Below are 18,793 nucleotides of genomic sequence, written 5' to 3'. Positions count from 1 at the left end.
AGAACGGCATGCGCTTGAGGACGCGGCTGGCGCTCGCCTTCGCCCTGCTGGCCCTGGTTCCGCTCGCGGTCGTCGTGCCCCCCACCCTCACCCGCTTGCGCGACACGTTGTCGCGCGAGCTGGACGCGCGCATGGAGGCCGCCACCGCCTCCGCGCAAGAGTCCCTGGAGCGCTCCGGCGCCACGGCCCGCCGCGCGGTGGAGGAGCTGGTGGACAGCACCAGCATGGAGGACCTGGCCCGCGAGGCCCGCGACCGCCCCACCCGCGCCATCCAGGCCGGCACCGCCGAGGCCCTGATGAAGAGCCGCGGCCTGAGCGTGCTGACCCTCTTCGACCGCGAAGGAAGAGTGCTCTCCTCCGGCCACCTGCCCGCGCGCCGGGGAGACCCGGACCCAGCCCTCTTCGCCGTCACCCGGCAGAAGTCACCCCGGCCCGTGCCAGTGCGCGTGGACGTGCGCACGGCCTCCGGACTCCGTCAGCTTCCGGCGCTCGTCACCGCGCGCCCGGTGGACTTCGGGGACCTGCGGCTGTGGGCCGTGGGCGGCGTGCTGCTCGATGAGAGCCTGGCGCAGCACCTGGCCCGCCTCACCCAGACGCAGGTGACGCTGCTGGCGGGTGACACGCCCCTGGCCAGCGCCGGCACGGCCGAACCGCCGACGGTGACGAAGGCGCTCCCGCTGGGAGACGCGGCCACGGTGCGGCTCGTCTTCAGCCGCGCCGCCGCGCGTGAAGCGGAACAGGGCGTCATGCGCGCCTTCCTCCTGCTGGCGGCGCTGGGCGGCACCTTCGCGGTGCTGCTGGGCCTGCTGGTGTCCCGGTGGATGACGCGGCCAGTGGAGGCCCTCACCGAGGGCGCCCGGCGCGTGGCCGAAGGCGCGCTGGAGTCCCAGGTGACGGTGGAGGCCAGCGGCGAGGTGGGCGAGCTGGTGCGGACGTTCAACCGCATGACATCCGAGCTGAAGGCCACCACCGAGCGGCTGATGGCCAGCGAGCGCATCGCCGCGTGGCAGGAAGTGGCGCGGCGACTGGCTCACGAAATCAAGAACCCGCTGACGCCCATCCGCATGTCGCTGGAGACGCTCCAGGCCGCGCAGGAAGCGAAGCACCCGCGCTTCCCCGACATGTTCAAGGAGAGCGCGGGCGTGGTGTTGGAGGAAGTGGACCGGCTGCGCCGCATCGTCGACGAGTTCAGCCACTTCGCGCGGATGCCCAAGCCGCAGCTGGCGCCCGTGGACCTGGGCGAGCTGGCGCAGAGCGTGCTGGCGCTGTACGCCACGCCTCCGGCCGGCATCCAGATTCTGCCCACGCTCCAGACGGGCGTGGTGGCGCGGGCGGACCGCGACCAGCTCACCCAGGTGCTGGTGAACCTGGTGAAGAACGCCGAGGAGGCCATGACGTCCACGGGTGGCACCCTGCGCGTGCGCGTACGCTCCACCGAAGCCGACGCCATCGTCGAGGTGGAGGACACCGGCCCCGGCATCCCCCTGGAGCACCGCGCCCGGATCTTCGAGCCCTACTTCACCACCAAGGACGGCGGCACCGGCCTGGGGTTGGCCATCGCCTCGCGCATCCTCCAGGAGCACGGCGGCAAGCTGGAGGTGGGCGGAGAGCCCGGCCACGGCGCGCGCTTCAGCCTCGTGCTGCCGCGCACGGCCTGACTCAGACGCTGCGCTCCGCGAAGCGGACGTGGACCAGCGCGGGCAACCGTTCCTTCACCCAGGGCAGCATGTTGAGACCGCTGTAACCGTACCGGAAGAAGCCCCGCGGGAAGCTGTAGGGCTTCAATTCCACCTGGCGGATTCGCGGCGCCCACCGCCGCAGCGTCGCCTCCAGCACGTCGCGGTTGATGCCCCAGGGCATGGGTGGCACCTGGTACGCGCGAGTGCGGCGCAGCCCCTTGAGCGTGCACCGCGAGAACCAGCGGGGAATCGTGTCGAAGAGGAGCTCGGCGCCCGGGAAGCGCTCGGCGATGTCCACGATGAGCCGACGGACGTCGTCTTCCTCGAAGTACATGAAGAGGCCCTGCGCGACGATGAACACGCCCTTGCTGGCGTCCACGCGGTCCATCCATGCGCGCTCCAGCGCGCTCACCGGGAAGTGCATCAGCCGCTCGTTCGGCGTGAGGAAGCGCTCCCGGATGGCCACGGCTTCCGGAAGGTCCACGCTCAGCCAGCGCAGCTGCCCGTTGTCCAGCCGCTGCGCCTGCGTCTCCAACCCTTCTCCCAGCGACACCACGAAGCCGTCAGGGTGCGTGGCCAGCCACGCGCGAATGCACCGGTCCATCGCCACCGCGCGAATCGCGAGGGACGGCTCCGCGCGGCCAAAGGACTTCTCGAAGTCGTAGTCGATGGCGCCGTAGATGCGCAGCGCCTCCGCGTCCTTCAGGACGCCGTCCGGCCGCTTCGCCTCCCCTGCCCGGCAGTGCAGCGTCCAGAGCATCGTCTCCGGAATCCCCGTCAGGTTCGGCACGTACCGCGTCTGCATCGTCCCCCTCCTGACATCAACGACGTCTCCCGGGCGAACTCCGCCAGGCGCCTCAGTGCGCCGCCGACCTGGAGAAGGTGTTGATGACGATGACGCCCGCCAGGATGAGCCCGATGCCCACGAGCGCGGGGACGTCCAAGCGCTGGCCGTGAAGGAGCCACGCCACGCCGGAGACGAGGACGATTCCCGCCCCGGACCAGATGGCGTAGGCGATGCCCGTGGGGATGGTCCTCAACGCGAAGGACAGGCAGAAGAAGGCCACGCCATAGCCCAGCACCACGAGGAGGGACGGACCCAGCCGCGTGAAGCCGTTGGAGCTCTTGAGCGCCGAGGTCGCCACCACCTCGGCCGCGATGGCAATCCCCAGATAGACCGCGTTGTGCATGAACCGCCTCCGCGGGCCTCTATAACCACTGGCTCCGAAGGCGGCCCGCGCGAACGTCCGAAATGAGAAGGCCCGCGGCCTCTCGAGGAGACCACGGGCCTTCCGCGCTTCAGCAGCGGCCAGGGCCGCGCGCGGGCTCAGTCCTTGATGGGCGTGGCCTTGAGGGCCGCCTTGCCTTCCTTCACGTAGACCTGGAAGCGCACCGTCTTGCATGCGTACTTCTGGACGAGCTGCTCCTTGTTCTTGCGGAGCTTCTGCACGAACTTGTCGTACGTCAGGCCGTCAGCCGCCTCGCCACACCGCTCACGGGTGGTGAGGAACTCGCGGAAGACCTCCTGGAAGTGCTGCTCGTCGGTGAGCGCCACCGCGGAGTTGCCAAGGCCCGGCAGCGGAATCGCGGCGGGCTGAGGGGCGGAGCGCGGCGGCGGCATGGGGATGGCGTCCGACGTCGGAGGCCGCACGCTGGCCTGGAGCAGCTCGCGCGGAATCGCCGCCACGCGCGTCGTCTCCGGGCTGTCCGGTGCGGCCTGGGAGGCCGCCAGGGCGAAGGGGTCCGCCGCCTGTTGCAGCGAGTACGCCGCCGTGGGCTGGTCCTCGAAGGCGAACGCGCCCCGGCGAGGTGACGCGGGCGACAGTGGCTCGGGCCCACCGAAGGACTCGGGTGAGGACTCGAACGGCATCGCTCCCGCGTGCGCGGGCTGCTGCGGCGGCGCGGGGAACGGGAACGCCTCGGCCGAGCCGAAGGGGTCCGCCGCGGGCGCGGGCGCCGGAGGGGCAAAGGCAAACGGGTCCGCCGCGGGAGCCGGAGGCGGCGCCGGCGGGGCGAACGCGAATGGATCGTCCACGGGAGCCTGCGCCGGGCGCGACATCGCGAACGGATCGCCCGACGGCGGCGGCGCGAAGGCGAACGGGTCCGCGGCGGGAGCCGGAGCGGCGGGCGGCGGCGCGAAGGCGAACGGGTCCGCGGCGGGCGCGGGGGCCGGCGGCGGCGTGACGGCGGCCGGCGCGGGCGCCGAGGCCATGGCGGCCGACAGGCTCAGCGTGTCGGAGCCGCCACTGGACGCCTCCGCGTCAGCCGCCTTGCGGCCGGAGCCCATCATCAGCGTCCACAGGAGGCTCAGGCCCAGCAGGCCCGCCAGGGCGAACAGCGCGTTCTGCTGATACGCGGCCAGCGTACCCAACACCGGCTGCGTGCTGGCGATGGCGAGCACCTCCAGCGGCGTGCTGGCCAACGCGCGGCGCGAGCCCACCATCAACGGGGCGTTCCCGCCCAGGGGGTCATTCTGGGTGAAGACAGGCAGCGCCACCGGGCCCAGCTCCAGGAACTTGCCGGTGCTCAGCACCACGCCCGAGGCATCCGCGCCGACCTTCGTCAGCGAGCCTTCCGCCAGCAGCTTCTGCGGACCGGCGACGCCCGCCAGCGCGTCGCCCTTCACCAGCGCCAGCGCGGCCGCGCCCGACGCCTGGACGGCGGCCTCCAGCCCGCCCTCGTCCAGCAGCGGCGCGCCCAGCACCAGCGTCACCACCGGCGCTCCGGCGTTCCACGACAGCGGCACCGCGGCGAAGGCATGCGGCGCACCGAAGGCATCCACCACGCTGGCCCCGGACTTGACGAGGCTCACCACGTCCAGCTTCGCCGCGTCCGAGGACGGCTCGGCCCCGGCGACCGCGTGGAACTGCGTGTCCTGGGCGACCACGGCCACCACCACGCCCTTGAGTTCCTGGGGAATCAAGACTTCAACGGCGCTGCGCACCGCGGCGAAGCGCTCGGCGGTGAAGGCGAGGGCGGCGGCATCCACCTCGACGCGCTCACGCTCACGCTCGCGCGGGTTGCGCGGCGCGGGCTGCTCCGGAAGCGGCGGCGCGGCGGCGGACACCACTTCCGGCATGGCCGCGAGCTTCAGCGCCAGCGACTGCACTTCGGCACGACGAGAGTCCACACGGCGCGCCACCTCGGCGGCGCCCGCGGAAGCCTGGGCCGATGCTCCGGCGACGGCGCGCTCGCGCAGCGGTCCCGACAGCATCGGCAGATGAGCAACGCCCAGTCCGATGACCAGGAATGCGAAGACGAGGAACTTGAGGCGGACCATCGCCGTCCTTTTAGCCCGAGGTTGAAGGGTTCCGCTTATAGCGTTCACCGTTCGGCCCCAGCAAGATTCGGGCACTGGACACGACGAGCCCGGCCGCCAGGTGTACGACCTGGGTAGCCGGGCTCTTGCTGCCGCCAACCGCGATTAATAGGTGGGAACGTCGGCCGCCACGTCCTCGGGCAGGCCGTTGGTATGAACGTCGCGCCGTTTCCCCAGCATGCGCTTGAGGCTCGTCTCCAACCGGTCACGCGACGCGTCGATTGCGGGGAACAACGAGTCCGCCGTCTCCGTCACATGCACCGAGGAGAGCCCGGGCAGTCGCACCGTGACCCGGCATTCCTTGTCCATGCCGCCCTTGGGCCCGTTGGTGTCCACCAGCGAGATGTCGATTTCCGCTGCCTCGTCATCCGCGAACCGTTCGATATGGCGCACCAGGTGTTCGTCGACATACGACTTGAGAGCATCCGACAGGTTCAGGTGCACTCCACGCAGCAACACCTTCATGGCATTTCCTCCGAGCCCAAAGATGGGCAGCCTGACGCCCGGTGGTGAGCCACCCCCTGCCCATTAATGGAGCCCGCCTGACGCTCCCCTGCTCTCCAGCCGACTGGGCAGCGAAGCGCTCGCATCCGGGAAGGACGAATCCCCACCGCCGCGCGGGTTTCTCAAGGGCATGGGCGCCGAACGAATCAAGGTCTTGCTGGTCGAGGACGACGGGGACAGCCGGGAGCTGCTGGCGGAGCTGCTGGAGTCGGAGTTCGACGTGAAGACGGCCACGGATGGCCTGGCCGGCCTCGAGATGTTCGAGGCCGAGCACCCGGACGTGGTGGTGACGGACGAATCCCTCCCAGGCATGTGCGGCACCGAGCTCGCGCAGAAGGTCAAGGAGCGCGAACCCCGGGCCCGCGTCATCCTCGTGTCCGGTTACACACAGGTGCAGGGCTCCGAACACTGTGACGTGGTGCTGCGCAAGCCCATCGACGTGGAGCGCCTCAGCGCCGCGGTGTGCAGGCTGGGCGACGAAGCGCGGCACTGAACGTAGTGACGGGCCCCGGGTGCCGTCCACGGGAACCGGACCTACTATTTCCCTCCAGACACCCACGGGCTGGAGGGACGGCGATGAAATACTGTGCCAGGTGCGGCTCCGAGTATCAGGACAGCGTCAACGCGTGTGCTGACTGTCCAGGCAACCCGCTCCTCGTGAGCGCGGAGGAGATGCGCAGCAGGGGGCTGCCGCTCCCGCATGAGCTGGATACCCGCGTCTTCGTCCGGGCCGGCTCCGCGGAGGACCCCTTCACCGCCGAGGTCTACGCGCAGCTCCTCCAGGACGCGAACATCCCCGTCCTGGTGCGCGCGGGCCGCTCGGGCGTCGTGGACAAGCTGACCACTGGCAACGTGTTGCCCTGGTGGGAAATCCACGTCCCCGCCGAACAGCAGGTCCGGGCCGCGACGCTGATTGAGCAGGAGCGCCTGCGGGAGCTGGCCACCAACGACGAGGCCGCGGCCGCCGCAGAGGCCGAGGAGCGGGAGACCGAATCCCCCGCCGCGGAGGCCAAGGAGCGGGAGACCGAATCCCCCGCCGCGCCGCCACCGGCCTACTGAACGCGCTCAGGGCACCGGGCGCGCCACCGAGCCGCCGCTCGCCACATCGGGGCGGCGTGGCTCGAAGAGGCTGACGCCCGTCACCCTCCACTTCGAGTAGCGGCCGTTGCGGGCCAGGAACGTCTCCAGGTCCTCGTCCACCACGCGATTGTAGCCGCCGCGCGAGGCGTGGCGCAGGTACGTGCGCTTCTTGCGCTGCACCACGAAGCCCAGGTGGGTGATGCGGGTGGCCTTCAGCGGCAGGTCCTCGCGCATCACCACCAGGATGGTGCCCGAGGGGATGTCGCGCGCGTGCGCCATCACCCGCTCCAGGGGCAACATGTTCAGCGGGTACGTGCCCACCACCTGCTGCGCCTTGGGAAGGCCCAACGCCTGCGACGAGCGCGACTGCCAGGTGACCTTCGTCAGCGACTTCGTCACCGTGACGGCGTCATCCCCCGCGTAGCGCCGCGTCACATCCGTCAGGAAGCCCTTGCGGATGTTGTTGGGCAGCCACTGCGCCTCCATCAGGTGGTTGCGGTCCTCATAGGTGGGCGAATTCGCGTAGCGGATGCGCTCGAGCAGCGGCGCCACCTCGTCCTCGCTGCCCGCGAGGCTCAGCGCCATCGACTGCTCCACGAAGGTGAGGCAGTCCACCGCGTCCAACCGGAAGGTGGGGTCGGGGTCCACGCCCTGGCCCTCGCCCAGCGGAGACAGGACGTAGGGCGTGTTGATGAAGCGCTCGCTCATCCGCAGCAGGCGCCCGGCCAGCGGCGCGTCCGCGTCCTCCGACACGAGCGCGGCGCGCGCCTCCGCGCTGAGCCCCACCCAGCCATTGGGCCTCACCGGCCGGGCCGTGGCGAGCTGCTTGGACGCCGATGGCGACTCCAGGAGCGCTTCGGCACCGGGCCGGGTGTCACCGTCCTCCGGGGGCGTGGGGACCGCCGGCGCCTGCGACAGCAGGGCCGCGGCCAGGACCGCGACAACCTTCATTGCGCGACACCCGCCTTGCGGAGGATGGCCTTGCGCCGGTCGTCACGCAGTTGGAGCGTCTCCAGCTCCCGCTCGTACGCGAGCTTCTCGTCGGACTTCGCGTTCCACGACGCCAGCACCAGCCACTCCAACATCGACGCGTCCCCGCCCTCGTGGAGGATGCGGGCGGCGCTGGCGGCCAGCGCGCGGTCCTTGTCCTCCAGCAGCGGCTTGAGCGCGGGCGAAGCCTTCTTCGCGCTGACGCCTTCGTAGAGCTCCAGGCCCTGCCGGCGCACGAAGCGGTCATCCGAGCCGAGCAGCTTGCCCGCGAAGGCGAAGCCCTCCGGCGAGCCCAGCCGGCACAGGCCGCGCGCCGCCGCGAAGCGGGTGCTCTCCGAATCGCTGGCGAGGAACTCCTTGAGGGCCGACGCCTGCCTGGCGTCCCCGGCCTCCCCCGCGGCGGCGAGCAGGGCCGCGCGCACCTCCACCTCCGGCTCCTTCCGGGCGGTCTTCACCAACAGGGCGCTCATCTTCGGGTTGCGTGAGGCGCCCAGGGCCCGCGCCGCCTCGCGGCGGACCCCGCTGCTCTTGTCCTCCAGCAACGGCACCAGCACCTGGGTGAGGCGGCTGTTGAGCTTCGCCAGGCCCTGCGCGGCATACATCCGCACCGCGCTGTCCTCATCCGACGCCAGGCCCGCCAGGGTGGGCTCGGCGGCGCGCGTTCCCAGCCCCGCAAGCACCGCGGTGAGGTTGCGGCGCAGCCGCTCCTCATGGACGGTGCGCAGCGTGGTGGCGATTTCCCGGGCCGCGTAGGGCTCCTCGCGCAGGAAACGCAGGCGGGAGATGGCCGGGGGGACGGCGCCCCCCTGCACCACGGTCTGGATGACCGCGTCCGTTTCCGCGCGCCGGGAGTTCCGTTTGGCGGCGGACGCGGGTCCGGACAGGGCGGTCCAGGGGAGGAGCAGCGAGAGCAGGAGGACGAGGCGGACGGACGGAGGCACGGGCCCCCGACGATGGCAAGGGCGGCGCCGGCCGTCAAAGTCCCACCCCATGCCCGGTTCCCCGCCCGGCACGTCTGCCCGATTCTTGACCCTCCTGGGGGCGATTGATACGACCGCCAGGTTTCACCTCTCTCTCAAGGCGCCACCCTATGAAGAAGCTGATGGCGTTGGTGGCGGTGTCGGGGACGCTCACCGCGTGCGGCCCCGTGAAGTCCACCGCGAACATCCTCGACGCTGAAGTGCAGATTCAGGCCGCGCGCACCGCCGGGGCGGAGAAGCTCGCTCCCTACGAGTGGACCGCCGCCAACCTGTACATCGGCAAGGCCCGCGAGGAGGTGGGGTACTCCGACTATCAAGCCGGCGTCGACTTCGCCGTGAAGGCCTCCCGCTACGCCAACGAGGCCCGCGAGAAGGCCATGGCCGTGGCCGGAAGCACCGAGCCCGGCGGCCGCAGTCCGAACCCCTGATGACCGAGCGCTTCCCGATGACGCGTCCTTCCCTGGTCACGCTGCTTCCCCTCCTCTTCTCCCTCTCCTGTGTCAGCGGCAGCAAGATTCGCGCGGACACGGAGGTGCTCGCGGCCAACGTGGAGCGCGCCCGCCGGAGCGGCGCCCTGCGCTGCGCGCCCGTGGAGCTGGCCACCGCCGAGGCCCACCTCGACTTCGCCCGTGGCGAGCTGAGCCAGGGCAACAGCGGCCGCGCCGACACCCACGCACGCACCGCCGACGCCGCGGTGACCCGCGCGCTGGAGCTCTCCAAGAACTGTGGCCCGCGCCAGGTGCTGGTCCGCGACCGGCCGGAGGCCCCGCAGCCGCAACAGCCCCAGCAGCCGCAACAGCCGCAAGTGGTGGTCCGTATCGAGGAGACGGACAGCGACGGGGACGGCATCCTGGACAAGGACGACCCCTGCCCCGACCAGGCCGAGGACAAGGACGGCTTCCAGGACGAGGACGGCTGCCCCGACCCGGACAACGACAATGACGGCGTGCTGGACGGCAACGACAAGTGCCCGCTCACCCCTGGCGTGCCGGAGAACCAGGGCTGCCCGGCCGAGGCGCCCAAGGACCGCGACGGCGACGGCATCATCGACTCCGAGGACAAGTGCCCCGACCAGGCCGAGGACAAGGACGGCTTCCAGGACGAGGACGGCTGCCCCGACCTGGACAACGACGGCGACGGCATCGTCGACACGGCCGACAAGTGCCCCAACGAGGCCGGCCCCATGCAGAACCTGGGCTGCCCCATCGTCGACAAGGACGGTGACGGCGTCCTCGACGTGGACGACAAGTGCCCGGACGAGCCCGAGGACAAGGACGGCTTCCAGGACGAGGACGGCTGCCCCGACCTGGACAACGACGGCGACGGTACGCCGGACGTCCAGGACAAGTGCCCGAACGAGACCGGCCCGGCGGAGAACGGCGGCTGCCCGGACAAGGACACCGACGGTGACGGCATCGTGGACCGGCTGGACGCGTGCCCCGAGGAGCCGGGCGTCCAGGAGGAGCGCGGCTGCGCCAAGCAGTACAAGATGGTCGTCATCAAGCGCGACCGGATTGAAATCAAGAAGCAGATCCTCTTCAGCTCCGGCTCGCACAAGATCTACGGCAAGCAGAGCACCGCGGTGCTCGACGACGTGGCGCAGGCCCTGCGCGACGCGCCGTGGATCAAGCGCATCCGCATCGAGGGCCACACCGACTCGATGGGCAACGACGCCTCCAACCTGCGGCTGTCCCAGCGCCGCGCGGACGCCGTCATGGCGCAGCTCCTCCGCCGCGGAATCGACCCGGGCCGCATCCAGGCCGTGGGCTTTGGCGAGACGCAGCCCATTGCCCCCAACAGCACCAAGACGGGCCGCGCGATGAACCGCCGGACCGAATTCAAGGTGGCGGAGTAGCAGCCGCCCTGCCCCGGCCGCACCTGGCCGGGGCACGACGCACCAGACGCCTCCGGGGCCTCGCGCCCGCGGAGGCGTCGTCGTTTCCGGGCTCAGCCGTCCTTGAGCAGCTCGTGGAGGACCTCGGTGGCATACGCGCCCCGGGGCAGCTCGAAGGTGAGCCAGAGGTCCTCGCCGTCCGCCGTCTTCTCCACGGTCAGCTCGGGCGAGCCCAGGCGGACGCGGTAGGGGCGGCGGCTGCCTTCCGTCTCACCACCGCCGCGCTTGAAGTCCTCCGGCGTGACGCCGGCTTCCGTCAGCAGCCGCGCCTCGAGCTCGGCCACGGCGCCAGCGGAGGCCGTCATCTTCGGCCCGAAGAGCGGGCCCGCCGGGCTCACCTCGAAGGCGGCCACGCGGGGGCCGTCCACCTCGGGTGACTCGCACACGAAGAGGCCGCCCGTCTCCTCCTTGCGCAGCACGTCGCCGACGAGCGCGGTGGCCAGCGTCCCCGCGTGCAGCCGCGCCGCCAGCGCCTGGTTGAAGAGGCGCGACTGGAAGGCGGACAGGTACAACTTGCGCTGGAAACGGTCCGGCCGCTTCGGCAGCCGCTGGCCCAGCACCAGCAACCGGCCCAGGTCGGCGTTGTCCCCTGCCCGGCCGAAGCGCTGCTCGCCGAAGTAGTTGGGCACGCCCTGCGCCACCAGCCGGGAGAACGTCTCCCGCGCCGCGCCGGAATCCTTCACGTCGCGCAGGCGCAGGCGGAAGCGGTTGCCCCGCAGGTGCCCGGTGCGGAGCTTGTTGCCGTGGCGCTTCGTCCACAGCACCTGGACGCCGTCCAGGGCGAACTCCGGCACCTTCGGCTCGGCGCGCGCGGGCACGGACACCAGTTGCCGGGTGATGGCGTGCCGGTCCTTCATCCCCGCCACGCCAATGTCGTCCTCGGACACGCCCAGTGACGCGGCCAGCGCGCGCACCAGCTCACGCGTGTCACGGCCCCGCTTCTCTACCCAGAGGTAGAGGTGCTCGCCCTCGCCGGAAGGCAGGTAGGCGGGAACCTCCTCGACCTCGAAGTCCTCGGGAACCAGCTTGAAGGCGCCCCCACAGCCGGGCACCTCCGCCGTCAGTCGCGGCCAACCAGAATCCGTCACGATACCTCGAGCGTGGACAACAGTTCTTTCACGCGGCGGGCCAGGTCCTCGTCCGCGCGTGACTCCAGCAACTCACCGGCCTGGAAGAGCAGGAAGAACATCATGTCGCTGAGCGCCTGCCTGAAGGTCGCCAGGGGCTCACTGCCCAGCTGCGCGCGATGGCGCTCGAAGCTCTCGATGAGCTTGTTCTCCGGGAGGCTGCCATCCGGAGCGAAGGCCAGCCCTTCCAGCACCGGCGACGACGACAGGCCCTGACCGGAGAGGGCCGCGTTGGCCGCGGCGATGAACTCGCGATCCATGCCCTGCTTGGCCACCTCGTCGCGAATCTCCCGGAAGATGAAGTTGAAGACGCGGGCCACCGGGCGTGGATCCACCGTCACCACCGGGCGCGCGGGCGCGCGGGCCGGAGCCTGCGCCGTGCGCTCGGACGGCTGGGGAATCGGTGTCGGGACGCCCGGGCCAGGAACCATCAGCGGCTTGTCCGTCACCGAGGCGAAGCCGCCCTCCAGCAGGCGGAAGACCACCCTGGTGACGTCGAACTCCGACAGGCGCGCCGCGTGCCCCAGCTCCAGAATCGTACGCCGGCCGTCGAGCAGGCCCAGCACCCGGTCCTCGTCCTCCTCCAGCTTGCCGTCCGAGGCGCGCTTGCGCGTCACGTACAGCCGGCCGTGGGGGATGCGCTTCCGGAAGTGCGCCATCTCGTCAATCTTCCGGATGCTGTCCATCAGCAGGCTCTGCGTGGACAACTGGATGATGTGACCGGACTTGTCCTCCACCGGCTGGTCGATGAGGAAGAAGGTCCCCTCCCGGCACAGGACGATGGCGTGGAAGATCTCGCTCACCTGGTGGGTGATGCACTTGAAGAGGTCGTGCGACTTGAGCAGCCCCTTCTCCACCAGCGAGCGCCCCACCTTGGAGGGCGGCTGCTCACGCAGCGCCGCCTCCACCTGGGCGCGCTCCACGTAGCCCATCCGCACCAGCACCTCGCCCAGCCGGTCGGCCGGGTCGTCGGAGGAGGCGCCGCGCACCTCACCCTCGCGCAGGGTGACGGAGCGCTCTCCGCCCGGCGAGTGGACGCGCACCACGCCGCTCCAGCGCGACTGGCTGAGGAAGGCGATGAGGTCCGACAGCGGGAAGCCGCCCGCGTCCCCCGCCAGCACCACGCGCGGCAACGGGATGGAGCCGCCCTCCGCGGGCGTGCGGGAGAACACCAGCAGGTCGGGCGCCGTCGCCATCAGCGCGTACGTCCCCGAGCGCCCCGCCAGCGGTGAAGGCACATGCCGGTCCTCGGGGACGAGCTGCGCCGACGCGTCGATGCGGAAGCGGGGTGTCATGGCGGCGTCAGTCAGCCGCCCAGGCGTTCTTGTTGGCGGACCACTCCAGCTCGTCTTCCAGGCTGTGCGACAGCATCTCCGCCTCCACGAAGGACAGGTCCAGCGCACGTCCGTTGAAGTACACGGAGGGCGTGCCGCTGATGCCCGCCGCGCGGCCCTGGCTGCGGTAGCCGTCCAGCTCTTCCTTATACGCGTCCGTCTTCAGCAGCGCCGCCAGCTTCGCGCCATCCAGGCCCAGCGACGTCGCCAGGGCGGCAATCGCATCGGGCTTGAGGTTGGACTGGTGCGCGAAGAGGGCGTCGTGCATCTGCCAGAACTTGCCCTGGTCCCTCGCCCACAGCGCCGCCTGCGCGGCCGGCTTCGCGTTGGCGTGCATGGACAGGGGGAACGGCAGGTAGCAGAAGCGCACCTGCTGCGCGTGCTTCCTGGCGAAGGCCTCCAGCACCGGGCGGGCCTTGGCGCAGTACGGGCACTCGAAGTCGGAGAACTCCACCACCGTCACCGGCGCGCCAGCCGGGCCCATGCACATCCGGTCATCCACCTTGAACTGCGCCCGCGGGTCGCGGAAGGCGGAGTAGTACGTCGACAGGGAGAGGATGACCTCGGTGGCGGGGCTGCCCTCGGACACCCTGCGCGCGGCCAGCTGCGCCATGCGCCGGGCGTGCTTGCAGGAAGTGTGCGACTTCAGACAGGCGCCCAGCGTGTGGGGGCAGCCGCAGTAGCAGAACTCGTCATTGAAGACCGTGCCCAACTCCCGCTTCGCCGTGGGCGACAGCGAGGAGAAGTCCATGCCCGGGATGCCCGACACGGCGGCGGCCGGGTCCACGGGCGCGGCGGCGGGCTCGGCCGGAGCCGGAGCGGCGGAAGCCTGCGGGGCGGGCGACGCCGACGGTCCACCCGTCGGGGCCGCGCTCTCGGGATTCTTGCACCCTGGGGCCGTCAGGACCGCGACGGCCAGCAGGGGAACGACACGCTTCCAGCAGAAAAGGAGCACGCGGCGGGTCTTAGCGACGCGCGCGGGGCTTGTAAAGCAACGCCAGCCTTGGCAGGGAAGCGCCTGTTCATCATGCCCAGAGTCCTGCTGCTGCATACCGGGGGTACGCTCGGAATGGCCGGGGGACGCCCGTCCGCCCTGAAGCCCGCGGCCTTCTTCAAGACACTCAAGGCCCGCGTGCCGGAGCTGTTCGAGCTGGCCGACATCGAGCTGGAGTTGTTCAGCAACCTGGACAGCTCGGAGATGCAGCCGGAGCTCTGGAGCCGGATGGCCGCGCACCTCCACGCGCGCCTGCCCCACTTCGACGGGGCCGTGGTGACCCATGGCACGGACACGCTCGCCTACACCGCGAGCGCCCTCTCCTTCATGTTGCGCAACCCGCCCTGCCCCGTGGTGTTGACGGGTTCGCAGCGGCCGTTGGGCAAGATTCGCTCGGACGCGCGGCTCAACCTCATCGACGCGGTGCTGTCCGCGCTGCACGGCCCCCGCGAGGTCACCATCTGCTTCGACTCGCGCCTGTACCGGGGCAACCGGGCGCGCAAGGTGAAGGTGTCCGAGTACGACGCCTTCGACAGCCCCAACTTCCCCGTGCTGGGCACGCTGGGCGTGGACACCACCTTCGAGCCGGGCCTCAAGCCCCGCGGGGCCTTCCGCCTCTATGAGCGGCTGGATGCCAGGGTCTTCCTCCTCAAGGTGTACCCGGGGCTGGATCCGGCGCTGCCGCTCCAACTGCTACCGCACGTCCGGGGACTGGTGCTGGAGGCCTACGGGGCAGGTAACTTCCCCATCGCCCCGGAGCTGGGGCGCTCGCTGACGCCCCTCTTCCTCCAGGCGCGCGAGCGGGGCGTCCCGGTGGTGGTGGTGAGCCAGGCGCACCGGAATGGCGTGGACCTTTCCTTGTATGAGTCCGGGGCGGCGGCCCTGGAGGCCGGGGCGATGGGCGGCGCGGACATGACGCCGTCGGCGGCCCTGGTGAAGCTGATGCAGGGGCTGGCCTACCACTCCCGCTCTTCCGGGGCCCTGGCGCGCTACATCCAGACCCCGGTGACCGGAGAATTGACCGTCGGAAGGCCGACAGTCGCTCGGGAAGCCCCCGCCGGCCCCCCCGCCACTCGGCGGCTCCGAGGAGAGTAGTGGAGAGTCGGGCAGTATGCTTGCCGCCGCGAAAAGGCGGCCCGTAAGATGGGTGCCGCGATGTCCGAGGAGAAAACTTCCGTCCATTCGATTTCGGACCTGCTGGGCAGTGCCCAGCAGCAGAGCGCGTATCTGATCGTCATCAGCGCCAAGTCCGCGGCGGGCATCGGGCGGATGTTCAAGCTGGACCGCTCCGAGGTCGTCCTGGGGCGCAGCTCCGAGGCGCAGTTCCAGGTCGAGGATGACGGCATCTCCCGCAAGCACGCCAAGGTGGTGGCGCTGGGAGACGGCCGGTTCCAGTTGGTGGACCTGGCCAGCACGAACGGGACGTACCTCAACGGCCTGAAGGTCAACGCCGCCCCGCTCTACGACGGCGACAAGATCCAGATCGGCTCCAACACCGTCCTCAAGTTCTCCATCCAGGACGCGCTGGAGGAGCAGTACCAGCGCAGCATCTATGAGTCCGCCACGCGTGACGGCCTCACCCGCGTCTACAACAAGAAGTACTTCCTGGAGACGGTGCGCAAGGAGTTCAGCTACTGCCTGCGCCACCGGGTGCCGCTGTCGCTGGTCCTCTTCGACGTGGACCACTTCAAGAAGATCAACGACGCGTATGGCCACCCGGCCGGTGACTACGTGCTGACGCGCATCGCCCAGCGGGTGAGCGACACGGTGCGCACCGAGGACCTGCTCGCGCGCTACGGCGGCGAGGAGTTCGCGCTGATGCTGCGCGAGTCCGCCGAGGACCAGGCCCTGGCGTGCGCGGAGCGCTGCCGGTACGCCGTGGACAAGGCCGACTTCGTCTTCAGTGGCACGCCCATCAAGGTGACCATCAGCCTGGGCGTGGCCACGCTGCTGGACTCGGACTTCTCCCAGCCCGAGGACCTCATCGCCGCGGCGGACAAGTATCTGTACCGCGCCAAGCGCGCGGGCCGGAACCGCGTGGACGCGAAGGCCATCAGCGGGCTCTGAACTTCAGGCGCGGCCCCCGCGCCTACTGGCCGAAGCCCAGTCGCCGGAGCGCCTCGCGCGATACGTGCTTCACATGGGAATCCGGGTCGCGCGCCGCTGCGTCCGATAGCGCGGCCGCCGCCTGCGCTCCACCAATCCGGCCCAGGGCCTTTGCCGCGGCCACCCGCACAGCGGCCTCCGTGTCCTCCCGCAGACACCCGGCCAGCGCCTTCACATGTGACGCGCGGCCAATCTGCTCCAGCGCCTCCGCGGCGGCGGTGCGCACCACCACATGTTCCGACTCCAGCAGCATCGCGGCCTCATCGCCTCGGGACGTCTGCCGTTGAAGTGTCAGCAACTCCAGTGCGGCGCTCACCACCTCAGGCGCCCCGTCCCCCAACGCACGCGAGGTGGCCTCCGCCACTCCCGGCTGCCGCGTCGTCAAACCGCTCAAGGCCCGCACGGCCCCTGCCCGCAGCAGCGGCTGCGCATCTGTCAGAAACGGCTCCACCGAGGACACCCGGTCCCGGGCCCCCTCGCCACAGTCCGCCAGTTGCGCCAGCGCGGCCCCTCGGACGGACGCGGCCAGCGCCTTGTCCCGAGCCGTCCCCAGGAAGAACGCCGCGCACCCCTTCTCCCTCGCCATGGCCTCCAGCCACGGCCGAGCCTGCGTCGCGTCACTCGACTCGATGCGCCGCTCCGCCGCCGTGCGCAGCGGGACGCCTTCCGCCTCGGCCAGCGCCCGCGCCGCATCCCGGCGCACCCACCGGTCGGAGTCACCGAGCGCCCGCTCCAGCTCCCGCATCGCCAGCGGCCCATACACTCGCAACGACTCCACCGCGCGTCGGCGCTGAAGTGGATCCGCCACGGTCAGCTCCGGCTGCATGCCCTCCAGCTCCTTCGAATACACAGCGAAGAGCCGGTTGATGCGCGCCTCCTCCGCGGGCTTCGCCTCATCCAGAAGCATCCGTCCCACCGACGACCGGCTGCGCCCGGCCACCACCTTGAGCGCGCTGGCGCTGACCGCATCCACGCTCTCCGGCCGCTTCGCCATGGCGTCCAGAAGGACGCGTGCGGGTTTGCGGCCCAGGAACCCGGCCAGGTGGGCCAGCGCCGAGCTCCGAACCGCCAGGTCCTCCGCGTACAGCTCCAACTCCAGCGCCTCGCGAATGGCCTCCCGCCGCCCCCACACGCGGGCCGCGGCGTTGGCGCCGCGAGGTCCGGCATCTCGCAGGAACTTCGCGGAGGAAGCCCCGGCCTCCGCCGCGGCGCGCGCCGCCGTCAGACACGCCGTCAGGTTGGACGACGCCGGCTCCTCCATGACCCAATCCGCCAGGGCCCGGCGCTCCGTGACGCCCTGACGCCTGGCATCCGCGCGCACCGCCGCCCACCTCACCCGCCAGTCCGGGTCCTTCCTGGCGGAGACGAGCGGCGCCCGGGGAATGGGCCGCTGCCCCGCCAGGCCCTGCACCCAGGAATCCACGCGGCCACCCGGCAGGCAGCTGCCGCAGGTCCGAGCGCGCAAGGCCGGGTCCGTCACGTGCCGCTGGCAGGACATCCAACACTCACGAGTGGGCGTCCCTCCCTGCTGCTGGCCGGTCGTCAGGAGTACCACCAGGAGGAGGGCTGGGCTCACGAGGCGGACAGTGTAGTCCATCCGACTTAGCCTTTTCGTCCAGCGTCCTTGCGTTTTCCCTCTCAGTGGGTCATACCCGCTGCCCCTTTTGATCTACACCCACATCTACGTACGGCGGAAGGAGGTGACTGCATGCCCGGTATCCGAGTGAAGGAAGGAGAGTCCATCGAGAGCGCCCTCAAGCGCTTCAAGAAGGCCACCGAGAAGGCTGGAATCCTTTCCGAGATCCGTAAGCGCGAGCACTACGAGAAGCCTTCCGTGAAGCGGAAGAAGAAGGCCCTCGCCGCCAAGAAGCGCGCTGTGAAGAAGGCCCGCAAGTCGTTCTAGGCGCGTGCCTCGCGCGTGGAGCCGGGGCGCCACCGATGTCAGGTGCCCTGGCTCCCGCCGTCGAAGTCCCCCTGAACAACGTCTTACCCTCCGGAGCTGCGACCATGGCCACCCTGAAGGAGCGGATCGACGCGGACCTGAAGGACGCGATGCGGTCCAAGAACGAGCTGACGCTCAGCGTGCTGCGGATGCTCAAGAGCGCGGTGAAGTACAAGGAAGTGGAGCCCGGCGCGTCCGTCCTGGATGACGCGGGAGTCCTCACCATCATCGCCGGCCTCATCAAGCAGCGCCGTGACTCCGTGGAGCAGTTCAAGACGGGTGGCCGCCCGGAGCTGGCGGAGAAGGAAGAGGCTGAAATCAGCATCCTTCAGAACTACCTGCCCAAGCAGCTGACCGCCGACGAGCTGGCCGCCGAGGTCCGAGCCGCCATCGCCGAGACGGGCGCCAAGGGTCCCAAGGACATGGGCACGGTGATGAAGAACCTGAACGCCAAGATTCACGGCAAGGCGGAAGGCCGAGCCATCTCCGAGGCCGTGAAGTCGGAGCTCGCGAAGCTCTCCTGAGCCTCCACCGTTCTGAGATCAGCGCTGGCGCTGTCGGGAAACCGGCGGCGCCTTTGCATTGAAGGGCTGGACAGGGATGCGGAAACTTGCTCCGTCGGCCCCTCGTCATTAAGTGCCTGGGTCAGTCCCGCCGTGCCCCCCGCTCCCCCCAGCGGAAGTCGCGTGCAGGGGCCTCAGGAGTCCACCCCATGCCGCAACCACTCCCTGCCCTCGCGAGCGCTCCGGCTTCCGCCCCCATGGGGATGATCCGCCAGGTCGGCCGGTGGGCAGGCGACGTCAGCCCTGTCGGGCAGGATGCAGGGGCTGGGCCCGCCCAGGGG

The 18,793-nt window shown here is 70.5% G+C and carries 19 protein-coding genes; 9 read left to right on the top strand and 10 right to left on the bottom strand.

Features of this window, described 5'->3' with window-relative positions:
* Positions 1-8: 8 nt before the first annotated feature.
* A complete protein-coding gene (locus HNV26_RS14570) occupies positions 9-1,658 on the top strand; it encodes an ATP-binding protein (RefSeq protein ID WP_171444671.1) in 1,650 nt (549 codons plus the stop codon).
* 1 nt (position 1,659) lies between these two features.
* On the opposite strand, the gene HNV26_RS14565 is transcribed toward HNV26_RS14570, so the two are convergent.
* From HNV26_RS14565 to hpf, 4 genes are all read right to left on the bottom strand, one after another.
* Complete coding sequence (locus HNV26_RS14565; protein WP_171444672.1) at positions 1,660-2,484, bottom strand: class I SAM-dependent methyltransferase; 825 nt, start codon at positions 2,482-2,484, stop codon at positions 1,660-1,662.
* A 52-nt stretch (positions 2,485-2,536) separates the two neighbouring features.
* Entirely contained in the window at positions 2,537-2,869 is a 333-nt protein-coding gene (locus HNV26_RS14560; protein WP_171444673.1) for an SMR family transporter, read from the bottom strand.
* A 137-nt stretch (positions 2,870-3,006) separates the two neighbouring features.
* Entirely contained in the window at positions 3,007-4,959 is a 1,953-nt protein-coding gene (locus HNV26_RS14555; RefSeq protein WP_171452813.1) for an MXAN_5187 family protein, read from the bottom strand.
* A 144-nt stretch (positions 4,960-5,103) separates the two neighbouring features.
* The gene (gene hpf, locus HNV26_RS14550) at positions 5,104-5,463 is read right to left on the bottom strand and encodes a ribosome hibernation-promoting factor, HPF/YfiA family (RefSeq protein ID WP_090491726.1); all 360 of its coding nucleotides are present in this window, start codon (positions 5,461-5,463) and stop codon (positions 5,104-5,106) included.
* Positions 5,464-5,632: 169 nt separating this feature from the next.
* Between hpf and HNV26_RS14545 the strand changes: the two genes are divergently transcribed.
* Together HNV26_RS14545 and HNV26_RS14540 are read left to right on the top strand one after the other, a co-directional pair.
* Positions 5,633-5,995, top strand: coding sequence for a response regulator (locus tag HNV26_RS14545; protein WP_026114334.1), 363 nt, complete (start codon positions 5,633-5,635; stop codon positions 5,993-5,995).
* Between the two features lie 83 nt (positions 5,996-6,078).
* Positions 6,079-6,561, top strand: a complete 483-nt coding sequence (locus HNV26_RS14540; RefSeq protein WP_140865075.1) for a putative signal transducing protein — start codon at positions 6,079-6,081, stop codon at positions 6,559-6,561.
* Between the two features lie 6 nt (positions 6,562-6,567).
* Here HNV26_RS14540 and HNV26_RS14535 read toward each other — a convergent pair whose 3' ends face one another.
* Both HNV26_RS14535 and HNV26_RS14530 read right to left on the bottom strand, forming a co-directional pair.
* Positions 6,568-7,533 carry an N-acetylmuramoyl-L-alanine amidase-like domain-containing protein gene (locus HNV26_RS14535; RefSeq protein WP_171444674.1) on the bottom strand — a complete coding sequence of 322 codons (966 nt, stop codon included), beginning with the start codon at positions 7,531-7,533 and terminating at the stop codon, positions 6,568-6,570.
* Positions 7,530-8,585 carry a HEAT repeat domain-containing protein gene (locus HNV26_RS14530; protein ID WP_171444675.1) on the bottom strand — a complete coding sequence of 352 codons (1,056 nt, stop codon included), beginning with the start codon at positions 8,583-8,585 and terminating at the stop codon, positions 7,530-7,532. The genes HNV26_RS14535 and HNV26_RS14530 overlap by 4 nt, the downstream gene beginning before the upstream one ends.
* A 77-nt stretch (positions 8,586-8,662) precedes the next feature.
* Between HNV26_RS14530 and HNV26_RS14525 the strand changes: the two genes are divergently transcribed.
* Both HNV26_RS14525 and HNV26_RS14520 read left to right on the top strand, forming a co-directional pair.
* Complete coding sequence (locus HNV26_RS14525) at positions 8,663-8,980, top strand: DUF4398 domain-containing protein (protein WP_171444676.1); 318 nt, start codon at positions 8,663-8,665, stop codon at positions 8,978-8,980.
* Positions 8,981-8,997: 17 nt separating this feature from the next.
* Positions 8,998-10,407 carry an OmpA family protein gene (locus HNV26_RS14520; protein ID WP_171444684.1) on the top strand — a complete coding sequence of 470 codons (1,410 nt, stop codon included), beginning with the start codon at positions 8,998-9,000 and terminating at the stop codon, positions 10,405-10,407.
* Between the two features lie 92 nt (positions 10,408-10,499).
* On the opposite strand, the gene truD is transcribed toward HNV26_RS14520, so the two are convergent.
* Genes truD through HNV26_RS14505 form a run of 3 tightly spaced genes read right to left on the bottom strand, consistent with a single transcriptional unit; the run spans position 10,500 to position 13,862 of the window.
* Positions 10,500-11,534 carry a tRNA pseudouridine(13) synthase TruD gene (gene truD / locus HNV26_RS14515; protein ID WP_171444677.1) on the bottom strand — a complete coding sequence of 345 codons (1,035 nt, stop codon included), beginning with the start codon at positions 11,532-11,534 and terminating at the stop codon, positions 10,500-10,502.
* Positions 11,531-12,868 (bottom strand): DUF4388 domain-containing protein, encoded by a 1,338-nt coding sequence (locus HNV26_RS14510; RefSeq protein ID WP_171444678.1) that lies wholly within the window; start codon positions 12,866-12,868, stop codon positions 11,531-11,533. Before HNV26_RS14510 ends, truD begins: the two co-directional genes overlap by 4 nt.
* A gap of 7 nt (positions 12,869-12,875) precedes the next feature.
* Positions 12,876-13,862 carry a DsbA family protein gene (locus tag HNV26_RS14505; RefSeq protein ID WP_171444679.1) on the bottom strand — a complete coding sequence of 329 codons (987 nt, stop codon included), beginning with the start codon at positions 13,860-13,862 and terminating at the stop codon, positions 12,876-12,878.
* Positions 13,863-13,934: 72 nt separating this feature from the next.
* Between HNV26_RS14505 and HNV26_RS14500 the strand changes: the two genes are divergently transcribed.
* Together HNV26_RS14500 and HNV26_RS14495 are read left to right on the top strand one after the other, a co-directional pair.
* The gene (locus HNV26_RS14500) at positions 13,935-14,996 is read left to right on the top strand and encodes an asparaginase (RefSeq protein WP_171444680.1); all 1,062 of its coding nucleotides are present in this window, start codon (positions 13,935-13,937) and stop codon (positions 14,994-14,996) included.
* Positions 14,997-15,056: 60 nt separating this feature from the next.
* Positions 15,057-15,968 (top strand): GGDEF domain-containing protein, encoded by a 912-nt coding sequence (locus HNV26_RS14495; RefSeq protein WP_026114337.1) that lies wholly within the window; start codon positions 15,057-15,059, stop codon positions 15,966-15,968.
* A 22-nt stretch (positions 15,969-15,990) separates the two neighbouring features.
* Here the strand turns inward: HNV26_RS14495 and HNV26_RS14490 are convergent, their stop codons facing one another.
* Positions 15,991-17,604 carry a HEAT repeat domain-containing protein gene (locus HNV26_RS14490; RefSeq protein ID WP_171444681.1) on the bottom strand — a complete coding sequence of 538 codons (1,614 nt, stop codon included), beginning with the start codon at positions 17,602-17,604 and terminating at the stop codon, positions 15,991-15,993.
* Between the two features lie 111 nt (positions 17,605-17,715).
* Between HNV26_RS14490 and rpsU the strand changes: the two genes are divergently transcribed.
* Together rpsU and HNV26_RS14480 are read left to right on the top strand one after the other, a co-directional pair.
* Entirely contained in the window at positions 17,716-17,910 is a 195-nt protein-coding gene (gene rpsU / locus HNV26_RS14485; protein ID WP_002614080.1) for a 30S ribosomal protein S21, read from the top strand.
* Positions 17,911-18,014: 104 nt separating this feature from the next.
* Positions 18,015-18,473: a GatB/YqeY domain-containing protein gene (locus HNV26_RS14480; protein ID WP_171444682.1), complete on the top strand. Its 459-nt coding sequence runs from the start codon at positions 18,015-18,017 to the stop codon at positions 18,471-18,473.
* Positions 18,474-18,793: the final 320 nt, after the last annotated feature.

This window comes from Myxococcus xanthus, from assembly GCF_013116825.1.
Lineage (GTDB): Bacteria > Myxococcota > Myxococcia > Myxococcales > Myxococcaceae > Myxococcus > Myxococcus xanthus_B.
Note: the sequence above shows the minus strand (reverse complement) of the source record. Positions and strands in the feature narration are given on the sequence as shown.

What these genes read in the sequence shown, in the direction of transcription:
- HNV26_RS14535 (WP_171444674.1), bottom strand. Translation starts at nt 7,533, where the DNA reads ATGAAGGTTGTCGCGGTCCTGGCCGCGGCCCTGCTGTCGCAGGCGCCG.
- HNV26_RS14555 (WP_171452813.1), bottom strand. Translation starts at nt 4,959, where the DNA reads ATGGTCCGCCTCAAGTTCCTCGTCTTCGCATTCCTGGTCATCGGACTG.
- HNV26_RS14570 (WP_171444671.1), top strand. Translation starts at nt 9, where the DNA reads ATGCGCTTGAGGACGCGGCTGGCGCTCGCCTTCGCCCTGCTGGCCCTG.
- HNV26_RS14480 (WP_171444682.1), top strand. Translation starts at nt 18,015, where the DNA reads ATGGCCACCCTGAAGGAGCGGATCGACGCGGACCTGAAGGACGCGATG.
- HNV26_RS14500 (WP_171444680.1), top strand. Translation starts at nt 13,935, where the DNA reads ATGCCCAGAGTCCTGCTGCTGCATACCGGGGGTACGCTCGGAATGGCC.
- HNV26_RS14525 (WP_171444676.1), top strand. Translation starts at nt 8,663, where the DNA reads ATGAAGAAGCTGATGGCGTTGGTGGCGGTGTCGGGGACGCTCACCGCG.
- HNV26_RS14540 (WP_140865075.1), top strand. Translation starts at nt 6,079, where the DNA reads ATGAAATACTGTGCCAGGTGCGGCTCCGAGTATCAGGACAGCGTCAAC.
- hpf (WP_090491726.1), bottom strand. Translation starts at nt 5,463, where the DNA reads ATGAAGGTGTTGCTGCGTGGAGTGCACCTGAACCTGTCGGATGCTCTC.
- HNV26_RS14495 (WP_026114337.1), top strand. Translation starts at nt 15,057, where the DNA reads ATGTCCGAGGAGAAAACTTCCGTCCATTCGATTTCGGACCTGCTGGGC.
- rpsU (WP_002614080.1), top strand. Translation starts at nt 17,716, where the DNA reads ATGCCCGGTATCCGAGTGAAGGAAGGAGAGTCCATCGAGAGCGCCCTC.
- HNV26_RS14520 (WP_171444684.1), top strand. Translation starts at nt 8,998, where the DNA reads ATGACGCGTCCTTCCCTGGTCACGCTGCTTCCCCTCCTCTTCTCCCTC.
- HNV26_RS14560 (WP_171444673.1), bottom strand. Translation starts at nt 2,869, where the DNA reads ATGCACAACGCGGTCTATCTGGGGATTGCCATCGCGGCCGAGGTGGTG.
- HNV26_RS14490 (WP_171444681.1), bottom strand. Translation starts at nt 17,604, where the DNA reads ATGGACTACACTGTCCGCCTCGTGAGCCCAGCCCTCCTCCTGGTGGTA.
- HNV26_RS14545 (WP_026114334.1), top strand. Translation starts at nt 5,633, where the DNA reads ATGGGCGCCGAACGAATCAAGGTCTTGCTGGTCGAGGACGACGGGGAC.
- HNV26_RS14510 (WP_171444678.1), bottom strand. Translation starts at nt 12,868, where the DNA reads ATGACACCCCGCTTCCGCATCGACGCGTCGGCGCAGCTCGTCCCCGAG.
- HNV26_RS14565 (WP_171444672.1), bottom strand. Translation starts at nt 2,484, where the DNA reads ATGCAGACGCGGTACGTGCCGAACCTGACGGGGATTCCGGAGACGATG.